This window comes from Enterobacter sp. Sphag1F (genome assembly GCF_014193275.1).
Taxonomy (GTDB): domain Bacteria; phylum Pseudomonadota; class Gammaproteobacteria; order Enterobacterales; family Enterobacteriaceae; genus Pantoea; species Pantoea symbiotica.
Genome location: NZ_JACHZD010000003.1, coordinates 315,690 through 331,467, shown reverse-complemented (window position 1 = coordinate 331,467; position 15,778 = coordinate 315,690). Strand labels below are relative to the sequence as shown.

Here is a 15,778-nt window from a genome sequence, read left to right as displayed (position 1 = left end):
GCGACCTTCTTTCAAATTATCCCAATAACTCCTGCAACAACGGCCCAATCTGCTCAAACATCTGCGGTGAAATGATCTCCACGTGAGCGCAATCCATCGGCCACACCTCCAGTTCACCGACATACGGCGCCCAGGCGCGGCGCGCATCTTGTCCAGGCTGCTGCGTCTGCTCGGCGAGGAACAGCGTGGCGCGACCGTTGAAACGGGCGCTGCGGGCCGTTGCCAGCAGGCGCACCGAGCTGGCGTAGTTGGCTTCGATGGTATCGAACATCGCACGCATCTCTTCACCGGCCTGATGACGCTGCGCGGCGATAAACTGCTCGCGCTCGCGATTCACCTCTTCCAGCACCGCCGGATCCAGCACGTTCTCGCCGCGTTTCTCATCCCAGTTTTGCGTTTCCGGCGGCCAGGTATCCAGCAGGCCAAGGAACGCCACTTCTTCACCTGCCGCTTCCAGCCGTGCGGCGATGCCTTGTGCCAAAGTTCCGCCCAGCGAATAGCCGAGGAAATAGTAAGGTCCGTGCGGCTGCACCTCGCGCAGGGTTTGCAGATGGGCGTCGCACACCTCATCCAGATGTGCACTTTGGTTCAGCGGGCTGTCGATATCCGGCGACTGAATGCCCACCAGCGACCAGCGTTGATCGAGATAACGCTGCAGGATACTGAACTGCCAGGCAAAACCCGACGCCGGATGGAAACAGAACAGCGTCGGTCCGTTGCTCTTACGCAGCGGCAGCACCGCTTCGAAACCGGCTTGCTGATGTGATTGCGTATCACTGAGCAGCGTTGCCAGTTTCTCCACCGTCGATGCCACCATGATTTGCCCCACCGAGACCGGCTGTTGCAGTTCACGGCGCAACTGCGCCGCTAAGCGCATCGCCAGCAGCGAATGGCCGCCGAGGGCGAAAAAGTCATCCTGCGCGCTGATTTCCTCACGCGCCAGCAGCTGACAGAAAGCATTGGCTAAGGTGGTTTCCAGCCCGGCGAGCGGGGCACGTCCAGCGCTGACGCCAGCAGATTCCGGCAACGGCAGCGCTTTACGATCCAGTTTGCCGTTGCTGCTGAGCGGGAAGGCATCGAGCTGCACAATTGCCACCGGCACCATATGCGCGGGCAAGCGTTGCGCCAGCGCCTGACGCAGCGCGTCGCTATCAACCGGCTGCTCTGCAATCACGTAGCCGACCAGCTGGCGCGCATCACCTTGCGCCGCTGTGCCACCGAGTACCACCGCGTGTGTGACCGCCTGTTCAATGCCGGGCTGCGCGCTGAGCACATGATCGATTTCATTCAGTTCGATGCGCTGACCGCGAATCTTCAGCTGATCGTCGCTGCGGCCGAGATATTCCACCGCGCCGTTATCCAGCCAGCGCGCTACGTCGCCGGTAAGATACATGCGTTCGCCGGGCACAAAAGGATCGGCGATAAAGCGGCTGGCGGTGAGATCGGGACGGCCAAGGTAGCCATGCGCCAGTTGCACGCCGGTTAAGTAGAGATCGCCCGCCACGCCCGGCGGCACCGGCTGCATGCGGGCATCAAGGATGCGCAGGCCGGTATTCCACACCGGAAAACCAATCGGCACGCTGGCACCTTCGACCGCGGCCAATGCATCACCAAACGCCGGATACCAGCTGACATCCACCGCCGCTTCGGTGGGGCCATACAGATTATGCAGCGGCACGCGCGTCAGTTTTTCCCACTCGCGCGATAAATCCGTTGGCAGCGCTTCACCGCTGCAGAACACGTTGCGCAGGCTGGCGCAGCAGGCAATCGCCGGTTGATCATCCAGCGCCGCGACAAAGGCCGCCAGCATTGAGGGGACGAAATGCGTGGTGGTGACTTGGTAGCGGGCAAACAACTGCTGTAGCGCTTCCGGGTCGCGATGGGCTTCTGGCGGTGCCATCACCAACTGCGCACCGACCAGCAGCGGCCAGAAGAATTCCCACACCGAAACGTCGAAGCTGCTCGGGGTTTTCTGCAGCACCACATCATCGGCTTGCAGCGGATAGCGATCCTGCATCCACAACAGGCGATTGACGATGGCTTCATGTCCCACCAGCACGCCTTTAGGTCGACCGGTCGAACCTGAGGTGTAAATGATGTAGGCGCCATCCTGCGGCGTCGGCTCGCTGGCCGGCTGCGGCGCATGCGGGTTGTTATACAGCACATCAAAATGCAACTGATTGACCGACGCGATGGCGCTGAAGCGCGCGCTGAGCGCCGCGGAGGTGATCAGCGTTTTCGGCGCGGCGTCCTCTAACATCAGCTGCAAACGGCCATCCGGGTATCCGGTATCGAGCGGCAAGTAGGCGGCACCGAGCGAAACAATCGCCTGCAGCGCCAGCGAGAGCTGCACCGAACGCGGCAGCGCCACGGCGACAATATCGCCACGCTGCACGCCTGCGGCGCTGAGATCGGCGGCCAGCGCAAACACCTGCTGCTGCATTTCGCGGTAGCTAAGCTGATGCTGTGCGTCGGCCAGCGCTGGTGCATCGGGCGTACGCGCCGCCTGTTGCGCTAACAGGGAAGCGAGCGTTTCAGCTGGCAGCGGATAGGCGGTTTGGTTGATCGCGGCAATCTGCGCATGTTCTTCGGCGGTGAGCAGGTCGAGTTCGCCGCACGGCCGTAGCGGCTGTTGCGCCAGCTGATCGAGCAGCAGAGCAAAGCGGCTGGCGTGACGTTGCAAAGTTTGTTCGCTGTAGCGTTCGGCATTCGCCAGCAGCTCCAGCGTCAGTTCACCGTGCTCGCTGATATAGATGGCGATTTCCAGATCGCGCACCGGGCCTGACGCCAGCTGATGCGTAATGCCTTCCACGCCAGCGAAATCGAGTTGGTAATCAAACATCTTCAGATTGATCACCGGTCCATACAGCGGATCGCCATCGCCGAGACGGCCGAGATCGCGCTGCACCTGCTCAGCGTCATAGCGCTGATGACGACGCATCTTTTTCACTTCGCCCGCCAGCTGGGCGGCGAGCGCGCTGATCGGTTGCGTTGGATCGTAATGTACCGCCATCGGCAATACGTTGATCACCGGGCCGGTGGCGCACAAGGCGGCCGAGCCGATACGGCGCATAAAGATGAAACCGGCGGCAAAGTCGTTTTGCCCGCTGAGACGCGCCAGCCACAGCGCTACCAGCGCAAAGGCGAGATCGGCGGCGCTGGCGTGCGGATGCTGCTGAACCAGCGTCTGGAAGGTGCTGCGATCCAGCGTAACGCTGTGGCGCAGCAGATCGGTGCTGGCATTTTGTCCGGCGAGCGGCAGCGGCGAGAGCGAAGCTGGTGAAGGCAGCGCCGCGCCTTTTTCGCGCCAGAACTGGCTGTCACGCGCAAAGGAGGAGGATTCACGATAGCGCTGATACTCGTCCACCACTTCGCTAAACGGAATAAACGGCGTCGGTTCAGCGGCTTGCTGCTGTACGGCTGCGGTATAGAGATTGGCGATGCGGCGCGTCAACGCGGTAAAGCTGAAGCCATCCACTACCAAATGGTGATAGCGCTGATACCAAAACCAATGCTGATCGTCGAGACGGAACAGGCGGTGATGCCACAGTTTTGCGCCGCTTAATACGCGCAGATCGCCATTCATGTCGTCACGCATCAGCGCACGCGCTGTGGCGGGCGCATCGGCCTCAGCACGCAAATCGACAATCTGCGGCAGGCTAAAGGAGTGTGGCTGCGGCCACTGCAACGCTTCGCCTTCCACTTCGCCAAATGCCATGTTCAGCGTGTCGGCTTCCTGCATGCCCGCCACGATCGACTGGGCCAACAGGGCGCTATCAATCTCACCGCGCAGTTCGACAAAGTGCGCCACTGCGTAAGCGTTGTGGTGCGGTGACAGCTGATCGGCAATCCAGATGCCGGGCTGTGCCGCGACTAACGGCAAGGTTTTTTGGTCGGTCATAGGCATGTTCATCAGAGATTCGGACATGGATGCTCCGGTTTGCTCCACAGCGCTTGCAGGCCATTCAGCAGGCCGCCGCGCCAACAGAGCGCGTCATGGCCGCCTTCCACCGGCTGGTAATTTACCTGATAGCCGGCAGCGCTAAGCTGCTGTTGAAGTTGTTGATTAGCTTGGATAATCAAGCCTTCGCGTTTGCCGGCTTCGAGCCAGAAACGCAGCGGTTGGCGCGGCGCGAGACCGCTATCCAGCGCCTGCAGCAGCCAGCCGTGCGGATTGCCGCGTTCCGGCCACCAGAAGGACCCGGACAAGCTGAGCGCGTTGCCGAAAGTTTCCGGCCAGTGCAGTGCGGCAAACACCGACGCCAGGCCGCCAAAGCTTTGTCCGGCGACGATGGTGCTGTCCGCCTGCTGGCGATAAGGCGTTGATTGTGCGATTTGCGGTAACAGTTCTTGCTGCATGGCTTGCCAAAACTGCGCGTTGCACGGCAGCTCGCGGCTGCGGTGTTCGCTGTCGATGATGTCGATAAACAGATATACCGCTGGCGGCAAAGAACCGGCATCGGTGAGCTGCTGCAGCGGTCCGGCAATCGGCATGCTGTGCGCCCAGAATTGCCCGTCGAGCATGATGGCCAGCGGACGCTTTGCGGGGTTGGCCTCGCCGGTGGTGTAAATCCATACCTTGCGACTGTTGCCTAATAGTGCGCTATCCCATTGCTGCTGTTGCAGTTCAATGGCTGGCGCTGTGCCGTGATCCACCGCTTGCCACAGTTGTTGATTGGGCGCGTGCGGCAGATGCAGCGGCGATACGACCATGCCGCGACCACCGGACCAGCCACGTAAGTGATTCAAAGGATCGGCCTGCGCCGTCGGGAATTTGTCGCGCCACCAGTTGCGCAGTGTGGACATCTCGGCAACGCCGGTGAAGTCGGTGGCCTGTTCATCGGGCATCAAACAGTAACTGCCGCGCCAGTTGGCGGGCAGCGAAGTCTGCCAATACCAGACGTTAGTGCCACTCACACGCATTAACGACTGCGGCGGGCGGCGCTGGTGGTGATCGGTCACGCCGGTGATGTTGATCCACACGCGCTGGGTCGACGATTGCGTTTCATCGCCTTGCGGGTCACGCCAGAAGAAGGTGACCTGGCATTGGCCATCGTCTGCTAACTCAATGCGGGGAATGCCTTGGGATTGTTGCGCCTGCCACCAGGCTTCACTGCCGGTTACATCATTTCGCCAGGTCATAGGGCTGCCAGTCGGTGTTTACGCGGAGATTTACATAAGCTTGATGAATAATACTATTGATAATAATTTGCATTTGCAATAGGGTGACTGCGCTCAAAAATGAGCACGCCTGTTCCGCCTGATGCTTACCGTTCGGTAAGGTTGCGCTACGGATGGTTTGAAGGGTCTGGAACTGGGCGCGATATGGACAGGGATCTTCTCACCGGCTCGCCAGTTAAGCATCCAACGGCTTTTCGCTGGCCATCCAGGAACGTATAAAATGAAAAATTACTCACGGTTATCATTAGCCATTCTGATTGAACTGGGGCTCAGCGCCTCACTGCTTTCCAGCAGCGCCTGGGCAGAAGAGACTTCTTCCAGCAAAACCTCAGCCAGCACCACTGACGCACAATCAATGGACGGCGGCACCTTGATGGTCACCGCGCAGCAGCAGAACCTGCAAGCGCCGGGCGTTTCAACCATTACCGCCGACGAGATCAAAAAACATCCGCCAGCACGCGATGTATCCGAAATTATCCGTACCATGCCTGGCGTTAACCTGACCGGCAACTCCACCAGCGGCCAGCGCGGAAACAATCGCCAGATCGATATTCGCGGCATGGGCCCGGAAAACACCCTGATCATGGTGGATGGCATGCCGATCACCAGCCGCAATTCGGTGCGCCTTGGCTGGCGTGGTGAACGTGATACGCGTGGCGATACCAACTGGGTGCCGCCGGAGATGATCGATCACATCGACGTGATTCGCGGACCGGCAGCGGTGCGTTACGGCAACGGTGCAGCGGGCGGCGTGGTGAATATCATCACCAAAAAACAGACCGATCAGCAGTGGCACGGTTCCTGGAACACCTATTTCAACGTGCCGGAACATAAAGCGGAAGGCGCGACCAAGCGCACCAACTTCAGTCTCGAAGGGCCGCTGGGCGATGATTTCAACTTCCGTTTGTACGGCGGTTTAGCCAAAACCCAGGCCGATGCCTATGACATCAACGAAGGGCATGCGGCTGCACGTACCGGAACCTATGCGGGCAGCTATCCGGCGGGTCGTGAAGGCTCGGTTAATAAAGATATCAATGCATTGCTGAGCTGGGCGTTTGCGCCGATGCAGACGCTGGAGCTGCAGGGCGGTTTCAGCCGTCAGGGCAATCTGTATGCGGGTGACACGCAGAACACCAACACCAGCGCGCTGGTGAAAAGCATGTACGGTGACGAAACTAACCGACTGTATCGCCAGAACATTTCATTGAAATGGACCGGCGCATGGGATAACGGCGTCAGCACCAACACCTACGCGCGCTACGAGAAAACCCGCAACTCGCGCATCAATGAAGGTTTGGCCGGCGGCACCGAAGGCATCTTCTCCAACAGCGGTTTCAACACCATCCAACTGGATGACGTGCTGCTGCATAGCGAAGTCAGCATTCCGTTTGAGCTGCTGTTTAACCAAACCGCGACGCTGGGTACCGAATGGAACCAGCAGCGCATGAAAGACGGTTCTTCCAACACGCAGGCGGCGAACTACGGTTCGGTGCCGGGCATCGATAACACCGGCCGCAGTCCCTATTCACAGGCAGAGATTTTCTCGCTGTTTGCGGAAGACAACATGGAGCTGACCGACAGCACCATGCTGACGCCAAGCCTGCGTTTCGATCATCACTCAATTGTTGGCAATAACTGGAGCCCGTCGCTCAACCTGTCGCAAGGTTTGGGCGATGACTTCACGCTGAAGATGGGGATTGGACGCGCTTACAAAGCGCCGAGCCTGTATCAAACCAACCCGAACTATCTGTTGTACAGCAATGGTCAGGGTTGTGCGGCCAGCACCGGCGCCTGTTATCTGCAAGGCAACAGCGATCTGAAAGCAGAAAACAGCATCAACAAAGAGATCGGGCTGGAGTGGAAACACGAAGGTTATCAGGCCGGTTTGACCTGGTTCCGCAACGATTATCGTAACAAGATCGAAGCCGGTTACTCGCCAGTCAGCAAAGCGTCCAATGGCACCACCGATATTTATAAGTGGGAAAACGTACCGAAAGCGGTGGTGGAAGGGCTGGAAGGCACCGTCAACGTGCCGTTCTCCGACAGCGTGACGTGGAACAATAACTTCACTTATATGCTGCAGAGTAAGAACAAAGAGACCGGCGATCGTTTATCGGTGATTCCGGAGTACACGCTGAACTCGACGCTGAGCTGGCAGGCGACGCAGGATCTGTCGCTGCAAACCACGCTGACCTGGTACGGCACGCAGACGCCGAAGAAGTATGATTACAAAGGGAATCTTTCTACCGGCAGCGCAACGGATAAAGTGAGTCCTTACTCAATTATCGGCATGAGCGGTACTTACGATATCAACAAGTACGCCAGCGTCACGGTGGGCATCGATAACCTGTTCGATAAACGTCACTATCGCGAAGGTAATGCGCAAACCACCGGTAACGCCAACACCAACTCTTATCTGTATGGTGCCGGCGCCAATACTTACAACGAATCCGGTCGTACTTACTTTATGAGCCTGAATACCCACTTCTAACGGCGTTTAGCCAATTAGTTGATGCGGTAAATAGCAGCGGGCAATCAGCCCGCTGCGATCTTCACGATTGACCAATTCCAGCCTGCCGCGATGCATCTGCACGATGCGCAGTACGATATTCAGACCCAAACCGCTGCCACCGTAACGCTGATCGCGACGACGAAACGCCTGCGTCAGCTCTTCCGCCGCGGCGGCTTCAATGCCCGGACCTTGATCCCACACTTCAATAATCACCTGCTGCTTGTCCTGCTGCATCTTCACTGCGACTTCACTGCCTTCCGGGCTGTAGCGCGAGGCGTTTTCCAGCAGATTGCGCAGCATCAGGCGCAGCAGCACCGCTTCGCCTTGCTGCGGCACATCGTTATTCTGCGGCCAGTGCAGGATTTGCTGACGCTGTTGATACATCTCGGCCATTTCTGGTTTCAGCGGCTGCATGATGTCTTGTTGCCACTGCAACTGCTGATAGTGACCGCCCGCCAGCGCTTGTCCGGCGCGCGATAACATTAAAAGCTGTTCCACGGTGTGCATCAGCTGATCGATGCGTTCAATCAGCATCTCGCTCTGCGGCACGTTCTGCTGGTGGAGCAGCTCGAGATGCAGGCGCAATCCGGCCAGCGGCGTACGCAACTCGTGCGCGGCATCGGCGGTAAACAGGCGTTCCTGCTGTAAGGTGTGATCGAGGCGTGAAAACAGTTGGTTGATCGAAGTGGTTACCGCCACGATCTCATCCATTTCGGAGTAGATCGGCAATGGCGTTAGATTATCCGCTGAACGATGCGCAAGGCTGTCTTGCAGCGATTTCAGCGGACGGATAATCCAGTTTATCGCCCAAAACGACAGCAGCAAGGTGAGGGCGACCATCACTAAGGAAGGCAGCAGCAACGAGGCAATCGCCTCACGAATCTCATTTTCCACGCGGTCGTTACGCGCCTGAGCCGTGAGCGTTTCGTTGACCAAAAAACTGATCTGCTCGCGGCTTTCATGCCACAGCCAGATGGCGCTCATCACCTGACAGGTGAGGAGAATCAGCGCCAGCATAATCAGTAACCGCTGACGCATGCTGTTCATTCGCGGATTTCCAGACGGTAACCTACGCCGCGCACGGTTTTTATGCGATCTTTCCCGAGCTTGCGACGTAAATTGTGGATATGAACTTCAAGGGTGTTGGAACCGGGATCGTCATTCCAGCTGTAGAGATCCTGCTGCAGCGTTTCGCGGTGCACGTTTTGCCCCACGCGCATCAGTAAGCGGGTGAGCAACGCGAACTCTTTTGGCGTGATCTCCAGCGGGATCGCTTCCAGCAAGACCTGCTGCGAACTGAGATTGAGCGTCAGATCGCCTTGCTGCAGCAGGTTATCGCTGTGGCCCTGATAACGGCGAATCAGCGCTCGCACACGCGCCTGCAGCTCAACCAGCGCAAACGGCTTCACCAGATAATCATCAGCGCCGGCATCCAGACCATCAACGCGATCCTCCAGCGCATCGCGCGCAGTGAGGATCAAAACTGGCACCGCAATGCCGTCGCGTCGCCACTGACGCAGCAGCGAAGCACCATCGCGATCCGGCAAGCCGAGATCGAGCACGATCAGGCTGTATTGCCCGCTACGCAGCAGCGCATTGCTCTCTGCGGCCGTGCTGGCGCAGTCGATGGCGTAGCCCTGCGAGCTTAGTGCCTGCGCGAGGCCCGATTGCAATAGTGCGTCATCTTCAACAATTAGCAGTTTCATCAGTTGTTCTTGTTGATATCCGTATAGAGGCGGCTCTCAAAACGTACCAGCGGGATGCGGCGCGTTTTCTGATCTTCCGGCGGCACAGCATAGCCGGACAGGAACTGGACAAAGGCGACGCGTGCGCCACTGGAAGTGGTGATGAATCCTGCCAGATTATAGACGCCCTGCAGCGAACCGGTTTTCGCCGATACTTTGCCATCCAGTCCTGCTTCGTGCAGACCGCCGCGATATTGCAGCGTGCCGTCGTAACCGGCCAGCGGCAACATCGAAATGTAATTCAGCGTTGAATCATTTTTCGCAATGTATTGCAGTACTTGCATCATGGTGTCTGGCGCGATCAGGTCATGACGCGACAGGCCGGAACCATCGACCTGAATGCTGTTGCCGAGATCGACACCGGCTTTTTCGCGCAGAATGCGACGTACCGCATCCGAACCCGCGCGGAAGGTGCCCGGCACGTTGAAGTAGTGATGGCCGATGGTGCGGAACACGGTATCGGCAATCATATTGTCCGACTTCTTCAGCATGGTGTGCAGCAGCGTATGCAGCGGCGCAGATTGGGTCGAAGCCAACACGGTGCCTGGCGATGTCACTTGCGCCTGGCGAACCAGATGCCCGCTGTAATCAATGTCGGCGGCGCGCAATTCGGCTTTAAGAATCTCACCGGCCCACGCAGCACCATCCTGCACGGCAAATGCCAGCGGCAGCGGCTCTGAACGTTGGCGCATGCAGCCGGTTAAGGTGTAGCGATTGAGCTCACCTGGTACGACATCCAGCTCGCAATATTGTCCGTCACCGCTGTTGCGACCAATGGTGCGCACCTGACTAAACATGTGCGCCGGATAATAGGAAGCGATACGCACAAAGGCGTTTTCGCCCGGCGTATTGGCGCTATACAGCGAAACCGAGAAACAGTTTTTATCGACGATTGCCGCGCCCGGCGGCGCGCTGAAGCACTGCGTCAGATCGTTCCACGGCCAGCCTGGCGCCATATCGTGGCTGGCGAACACCGAGGTGTCGATCACCAGGTTGCCCTTGATATGCGTGATGCCCTGCTTTTTCAGCGCGGCAACCATGTTGCGCAAATCCTGGCGGCCCAGCGTAGGATCGCCGCCAAAACGCGCCACTAAATCGCCATTCAAGGTGCCATCGTTAACCGCACCTTTGGTCTCCATGGTGGTCTGGAAACGGAAATCGGGCCCGAGTTCTAACAAAGCCGCCAGCGCTGTCACCACTTTCATGGTGCTGGCCGGTAACGCCATCTGTTTGCCGTGATAATCGATTATCGGGGTGGATGCGCCCACTTTTTGTACCATCAGCGCCAGGTTTGCGCCGTCTGGCAAATACTGCATGTATTCATCAACGGGGGCTGCTTGTGCCTGCAGCATAAACGCACAGGTTAATCCGGTAACAAGTCGTGAAAATCGCATAATCTCGCGGTAACTGACGGGTGAGGGCGTCAATACTACGTCCCCGGACGGTGCAAAGTAAACGATGACCCACAGGGAACTCTGGGGTAAAATACGTATCAAAATGCAAAACCGAACCTGACCCGGAAAGCTTTCCCGGTCAGGCTTCTTTTGCTTGTGAAAAGAGGTAACGCGCCGCAGAAGCAGTTTCTGCTGTCACCGGTCAGGATGACGCCGTTAACCAGGATAGATGACGAGGAGCCAAAATGAATCAGATTCCGATGACGTTGAAAGGCGCTGAGAAGCTACGCGAAGAGCTGAACGAACTGAAATCCGTGAAGCGTCCGCGCATTATCGCCTCCATCGCCACAGCCCGTGAGCACGGCGATTTGAAAGAGAATGCCGAATATCATGCGGCTCGCGAAGAACAGGGTTTCTGCGAGGGTCGTATTCAGGAGATCGAAGCCAAGCTTTCCAATGCGCAAGTCATTGATGTGACTGCCATGCCGAAAACCGGTCGCGTGATTTTTGGCGCTACCGTGACCATCCTGAATGTGGATACGGATGAAGAGTTCACCTATCGCATCGTGGGTGACGATGAAGCGGACTTCAAACAGAACCTGATTTCAGTGAATTCGCCGATGGCGCGTGGATTGGTTGGAAAATCAGCAGACGATGTCGCGATTGTGAAAACCCCGGGCGGGGATGTGGAATATGAAGTCCTGAAGGTGGAATACCTTTAAGATATTGCTACGCTTTGCAATATGTCGCTGCATTTTGTAAAGAAAGGAAAAAGGCCGCATTGCGGCCTTTTATCACATGCAGGAGCGTGGCACTTTCTTTGCCCGTCGCCGCCTTTAAAGGCATGATTAACGCGGAAGAGTAATTTTACGCTCTTTGGCAGGGCGATACAGCACCAGCGTGTTGCCGATTACCTGTACGTTGCCTGCTTTAGTCTCACGCACGATAGCGTCCACGATCAGCTGCTTAGTTTCACGATCTTCCGAGGCAATTTTTACCTTGATCAATTCGTGATGCTCGAGCGCCAGTTCGATTTCGGCGAGCACGCCTTCGGTCAGGCCATTACCGCCCAGCATGACAACCGGCTTAAGCGGATGGGCAAGGCCTTTCAGGTGCTGTTTTTGTTTGGTACTCAGATTCATCGTATTTTTTGCTTACTCAGGGATTGAAAACGGTTCATTCTACCGCCATCTCGGGTATATCGCCAAATCAACGCGACCATTGCGTGCTGATTTATCGCTACGATGACGATTTAATTGGAAAAATTATGACGGGTAAAAAGCGTTCGGCCAGTTCCAGTCGCTGGCTACAGGAACACTTTAGCGATAAATATGTGCTGCAGGCACAGAAAAAAGGGTTACGTTCGCGTGCCTGGTTTAAACTTGAAGAAATTCAGCAGGGTGACAAGATTTTCAAACCCGGGATGACAGTTGTTGATCTCGGTGCGGCACCCGGCGGTTGGTCGCAATATGTGGTTCAACTTATCGGATCAAGTGGTCGTATCATCGCCTGCGATCTGTTACCAATGGATCCAATTGTCGGCGTTGATTTTTTGCAGGGCGATTTTCGAGATGAGGCGGTACTTAACGCCTTACTGGAGCGCGTAGGCGACCAAAAGGTGCAGGTGGTGATGTCTGATATGGCACCCAACATGAGCGGTACACCTGCGGTTGATATTCCACGTTCGATGTATTTGGTAGAATTGGCGCTGGAAATGTGTCGGGATATCCTGGCCCCAGGCGGCAGTTTTGTCGTGAAAGTGTTTCAGGGAGATGGCTTCGATGAATACCTGCGGGAAATTCGCTCCCTGTTTACGAAAGTGAAAATTCGTAAGCCGGACGCTTCGCGATTACGTTCGCGCGAAGTGTACATTGTGGCGACGGGGCGCAAACTTTAGCCCGAATTGCCGGAATCAAAGCAAGACGACCAATGCGTTTACTCTGATGTGTAATTCTGAGTTTCAGGGTAAACAAGCAAAATCATCCGCACTGCGATTCCAGGTATGAAGGAACTATAGTACCCTACGCTGTCTGTTAACATCGTTGTAATATGAGGTTAATCCCTTGAGTGACATGGCGAAAAACCTGATTCTCTGGTTAGTCATCGCGGTCGTGCTGATGTCTGTATTCCAGAGCTTTGGGCCCAGCGAGTCGAATGGCCGTAGGGTTGATTATTCAACTTTCCTATCGGAAGTGAACCAAGATCAGGTCCGCGAGGCACGAATTAACGGGCGTGAGATTAACGTTGTCAAAAAAGACAGCAATAAATACACCACCTATATCCCCGTCAACGATCCTAAGTTACTCGATAACCTGTTGACCAAAAACGTCAAAGTAGTTGGCGAACCGCCTGAAGAACCAAGCCTGCTGGCTTCCATCTTCATCTCATGGTTCCCAATGCTGCTGCTGATTGGCGTGTGGATCTTCTTTATGCGGCAGATGCAGGGCGGCGGCGGCAAGGGCGCGATGTCCTTCGGCAAGAGCAAAGCCCGCATGCTGACCGAAGATCAGATCAAAACCACTTTTGCTGACGTGGCCGGTTGTGATGAGGCCAAAGAAGAAGTGGGTGAGCTGGTTGAGTATCTGCGTGAGCCGAGCCGTTTCCAGAAACTGGGCGGTAAAATCCCGAAAGGCGTCCTGATGGTCGGCCCTCCGGGTACCGGTAAAACGCTGCTGGCGAAAGCGATTGCTGGCGAAGCCAAAGTACCGTTCTTTACTATTTCCGGTTCTGACTTCGTTGAAATGTTTGTCGGTGTTGGTGCATCTCGTGTGCGTGACATGTTCGAACAAGCGAAGAAAGCTGCGCCGTGCATCATCTTTATCGATGAAATCGATGCGGTTGGCCGTCAGCGTGGCGCAGGTTTAGGCGGTGGTCACGATGAACGTGAACAAACGCTGAACCAGATGCTGGTTGAGATGGATGGCTTTGAAGGTAATGAAGGCATCATCGTTATCGCGGCAACTAACCGTCCAGACGTACTTGACCCGGCGCTGCTGCGTCCAGGCCGCTTTGACCGTCAGGTTGTCGTCGGTCTGCCAGACGTGCGTGGTCGTGAGCAGATTCTGAAAGTCCATATGCGTCGTGTGCCGCTGGCAACTGATATGGATCCTTCAGTCATCGCACGTGGTACGCCTGGCTTCTCCGGTGCGGATTTGGCTAACCTGGTCAACGAAGCTGCGCTGTTTGCTGCTCGCGGCAACAAGCGTGTGGTTTCGATGGTTGAGTTTGAAAAAGCCAAAGACAAAATCATGATGGGTGCAGAACGTCGCTCCATGGTGATGACCGAAGAGCAGAAAGAATCGACGGCCTATCATGAAGCGGGTCACGCGATCGTCGGTACGCTGGTTCCGGGTTACGATCCGGTGCACAAGGTCACCATCATCCCGCGTGGTCGTGCTCTGGGCGTGGCTTTCTTCTTGCCAGTGGGCGATGAGATCAGCGCCAACCGTCAGAAGCTGGAAAGTCGAATTTCTGTGGCTTACGGCGGACGTCTGGCGGAAGAGATCATTTATGGTCCTGACTATGTTTCTACCGGTGCTTCATCTGACATCAAAATGGCAACCAGCGTAGCACGCAACATGGTTACGCAGTGGGGCTTCTCTGAGAAGCTGGGTCCATTGCTTTACGCTGAAGAAGAGGGTGAAGTATTCCTCGGTCGTTCAGTGGCGAAAGCAAAACACATGTCAGATGAAACGGCGCGCATTATCGATCAGGAAGTTAAACACCTTATCGATACCAACTATCAGCGTGCACGCCGTATTCTGAATGAAAACATGGACATCCTTCATGCGATGAAAGACGCGCTGATGAAGTATGAGACCATTGATGCACCGCAAATCAGCGATCTGATGGCACGCCGCGAAGTGCGTCCACCAGCAGGTTGGGAAGAGGCGAAAGTTGCTGTGGGTAACGGCGACTCAACGCAGGCTCCACGTCCTGTTGATGACCCGAAAACTCCGGGTTCAGACAAGATCATGTGATAGCGTTCTGGCGGGATGCGTAGCTCCCCGCCAGATTTGCAGCCGCAATACTTGTTACAATGCAAACCCCGGCAAGTCCGGGGTTTTTTACATTCTGCGATTCAGTGATTCCTCAAGGAGATTCTCGCCATGAAGTTGTTCGCCCGTGATTCCCATCTCGATCTCTCTTTTCCCCATGTGATGGGCATTTTGAATGTCACGCCGGACTCTTTCTCTGATGGTGGAAGCCACAACACGCTGGTCGATGCGCTGACGCACACCAATGAAATGGTGAACGCCGGTGCCACCATCATTGATGTGGGCGGTGAATCAACACGTCCGGGCGCTGATGAAGTCAGCGTGGAGGAAGAGCTGGCACGCGTCATTCCGGTGGTGGAGGCCATCGCGCAGCGTTTTGAGGTGTGGATTTCCGTCGATACTTCCAAACCAGAAGTGATTCGTGAAGCGGCGCGAGTGGGCGCTCACATCATCAATGACATTCGTTCCCTGTCCGAACCGGGCGCGCTGGCAGCGGCAGCAGAAACCGGTTTGCCGGTGTGTTTGATGCACATGCAAGGTGAACCGCGCACCATGCAGCAGGCACCGGAATATAGCCACATCGTGAGCGAAGTGGACGCTTACTTCGCTGCGCAGATTGCGCGATGTGAAGCAGCCGGTATCAAAAAAGATAATCTGCTGCTCGATCCTGGCTTCGGTTTCGGTAAGAATCTCAGCCACAACTATGAACTGCTGGCCAATCTGAGCCATTTCCACCATTACGGCTTACCGCTGTTGGTCGGGATGTCGCGGAAGTCGATGGTTGGTCAGTTGCTAAATGTCGGTCCGGCGCAGCGCCTGACCGGAAGCCTCAGCTGTGCGGTAATTGCCGCCATGCAAGGGGCGCAAATTATTCGCGTGCATGATGTGAAAGAGACTGTCGAAGCGATGCGCGTCGTCGAAGCGACACGGAGAGCAAAAGGATAAAGG

General features: G+C 56.3%; 11 protein-coding genes. 5 read left to right on the top strand and 6 right to left on the bottom strand.

What is annotated here, in order from left to right; all coding sequences use genetic code 11:
• Positions 1 to 16: 16 nt before the first annotated feature.
• Both FHW71_RS12295 and fes read right to left on the bottom strand, forming a co-directional pair.
• Positions 17 to 3,928: an enterobactin synthase subunit F gene (locus FHW71_RS12295; protein ID WP_179451896.1), complete on the bottom strand. Its 3,912-nt coding sequence runs from the start codon at positions 3,926 to 3,928 to the stop codon at positions 17 to 19.
• Complete coding sequence (fes, locus tag FHW71_RS12290) at positions 3,913 to 5,142, bottom strand: enterochelin esterase (RefSeq protein WP_179451897.1); 1,230 nt, start codon at positions 5,140 to 5,142, stop codon at positions 3,913 to 3,915. The genes FHW71_RS12295 and fes overlap by 16 nt, the downstream gene beginning before the upstream one ends.
• Before the next feature lie 259 nt (positions 5,143 to 5,401).
• Here fes and FHW71_RS12285 point away from each other — a divergent pair, with 259 nt between their 5' ends.
• Positions 5,402 to 7,672, top strand: a complete 2,271-nt coding sequence (locus FHW71_RS12285; RefSeq protein WP_179451898.1) for a TonB-dependent siderophore receptor — start codon at positions 5,402 to 5,404, stop codon at positions 7,670 to 7,672.
• A gap of 6 nt (positions 7,673 to 7,678) precedes the next feature.
• Here the strand turns inward: FHW71_RS12285 and pmrB are convergent, their stop codons facing one another.
• The 3 genes from pmrB to dacB are packed head-to-tail and all read right to left on the bottom strand — an operon-like array spanning position 7,679 to position 10,832.
• A complete protein-coding gene (gene pmrB, locus FHW71_RS12280) occupies positions 7,679 to 8,740 on the bottom strand; it encodes a two-component system sensor histidine kinase PmrB (protein WP_179451899.1) in 1,062 nt (353 codons plus the stop codon).
• Positions 8,737 to 9,399: a two-component system response regulator PmrA gene (gene pmrA, locus FHW71_RS12275; RefSeq protein ID WP_008104316.1), complete on the bottom strand. Its 663-nt coding sequence runs from the start codon at positions 9,397 to 9,399 to the stop codon at positions 8,737 to 8,739. The genes pmrB and pmrA overlap by 4 nt, the downstream gene beginning before the upstream one ends.
• Positions 9,399 to 10,832, bottom strand: coding sequence for a serine-type D-Ala-D-Ala carboxypeptidase (gene dacB, locus FHW71_RS12270; protein WP_154154463.1), 1,434 nt, complete (start codon positions 10,830 to 10,832; stop codon positions 9,399 to 9,401). The genes pmrA and dacB overlap by 1 nt, the downstream gene beginning before the upstream one ends.
• 245 nt (positions 10,833 to 11,077) lie before the next feature.
• On the opposite strand from dacB, the gene greA reads away from it, so the two are divergent.
• The gene (greA, locus tag FHW71_RS12265) at positions 11,078 to 11,554 is read left to right on the top strand and encodes a transcription elongation factor GreA (protein ID WP_008104312.1); all 477 of its coding nucleotides are present in this window, start codon (positions 11,078 to 11,080) and stop codon (positions 11,552 to 11,554) included.
• Between the two features lie 126 nt (positions 11,555 to 11,680).
• Here greA and yhbY read toward each other — a convergent pair whose 3' ends face one another.
• On the bottom strand, positions 11,681 to 11,974 hold the full coding sequence (yhbY, locus tag FHW71_RS12260) for a ribosome assembly RNA-binding protein YhbY (RefSeq protein WP_007886683.1): 294 nt from the start codon (positions 11,972 to 11,974) through the stop codon (positions 11,681 to 11,683).
• A 125-nt stretch (positions 11,975 to 12,099) separates the two neighbouring features.
• Here yhbY and rlmE point away from each other — a divergent pair, with 125 nt between their 5' ends.
• The 3 genes from rlmE to folP all read left to right on the top strand — a co-directional run bounded on the left by rlmE (position 12,100) and on the right by folP (position 15,775).
• Positions 12,100 to 12,729 carry a 23S rRNA (uridine(2552)-2'-O)-methyltransferase RlmE gene (rlmE, locus tag FHW71_RS12255; protein ID WP_007886684.1) on the top strand — a complete coding sequence of 210 codons (630 nt, stop codon included), beginning with the start codon at positions 12,100 to 12,102 and terminating at the stop codon, positions 12,727 to 12,729.
• A 175-nt stretch (positions 12,730 to 12,904) separates the two neighbouring features.
• Positions 12,905 to 14,812, top strand: coding sequence for an ATP-dependent zinc metalloprotease FtsH (ftsH, locus tag FHW71_RS12250; protein ID WP_036620266.1), 1,908 nt, complete (start codon positions 12,905 to 12,907; stop codon positions 14,810 to 14,812).
• Between the two features lie 129 nt (positions 14,813 to 14,941).
• Positions 14,942 to 15,775 carry a dihydropteroate synthase gene (gene folP / locus FHW71_RS12245; protein WP_008104309.1) on the top strand — a complete coding sequence of 278 codons (834 nt, stop codon included), beginning with the start codon at positions 14,942 to 14,944 and terminating at the stop codon, positions 15,773 to 15,775.
• The last annotated feature ends 3 nt before the right edge of the window (positions 15,776 to 15,778 follow it).

Coding starts and splice junctions, on each gene's coding strand:
- FHW71_RS12295 (WP_179451896.1), bottom strand. CDS start 3,928: ATGTCCGAATCTCTGATGAACATGCCTATGACCGACCAAAAAACCTTG.
- fes (WP_179451897.1), bottom strand. CDS start 5,142: ATGACCTGGCGAAATGATGTAACCGGCAGTGAAGCCTGGTGGCAGGCG.
- FHW71_RS12285 (WP_179451898.1), top strand. CDS start 5,402: ATGAAAAATTACTCACGGTTATCATTAGCCATTCTGATTGAACTGGGG.
- pmrB (WP_179451899.1), bottom strand. CDS start 8,740: ATGAACAGCATGCGTCAGCGGTTACTGATTATGCTGGCGCTGATTCTC.
- pmrA (WP_008104316.1), bottom strand. CDS start 9,399: ATGAAACTGCTAATTGTTGAAGATGACGCACTATTGCAATCGGGCCTC.
- dacB (WP_154154463.1), bottom strand. CDS start 10,832: ATGCGATTTTCACGACTTGTTACCGGATTAACCTGTGCGTTTATGCTG.
- greA (WP_008104312.1), top strand. CDS start 11,078: ATGAATCAGATTCCGATGACGTTGAAAGGCGCTGAGAAGCTACGCGAA.
- yhbY (WP_007886683.1), bottom strand. CDS start 11,974: ATGAATCTGAGTACCAAACAAAAACAGCACCTGAAAGGCCTTGCCCAT.
- rlmE (WP_007886684.1), top strand. CDS start 12,100: ATGACGGGTAAAAAGCGTTCGGCCAGTTCCAGTCGCTGGCTACAGGAA.
- ftsH (WP_036620266.1), top strand. CDS start 12,905: ATGGCGAAAAACCTGATTCTCTGGTTAGTCATCGCGGTCGTGCTGATG.
- folP (WP_008104309.1), top strand. CDS start 14,942: ATGAAGTTGTTCGCCCGTGATTCCCATCTCGATCTCTCTTTTCCCCAT.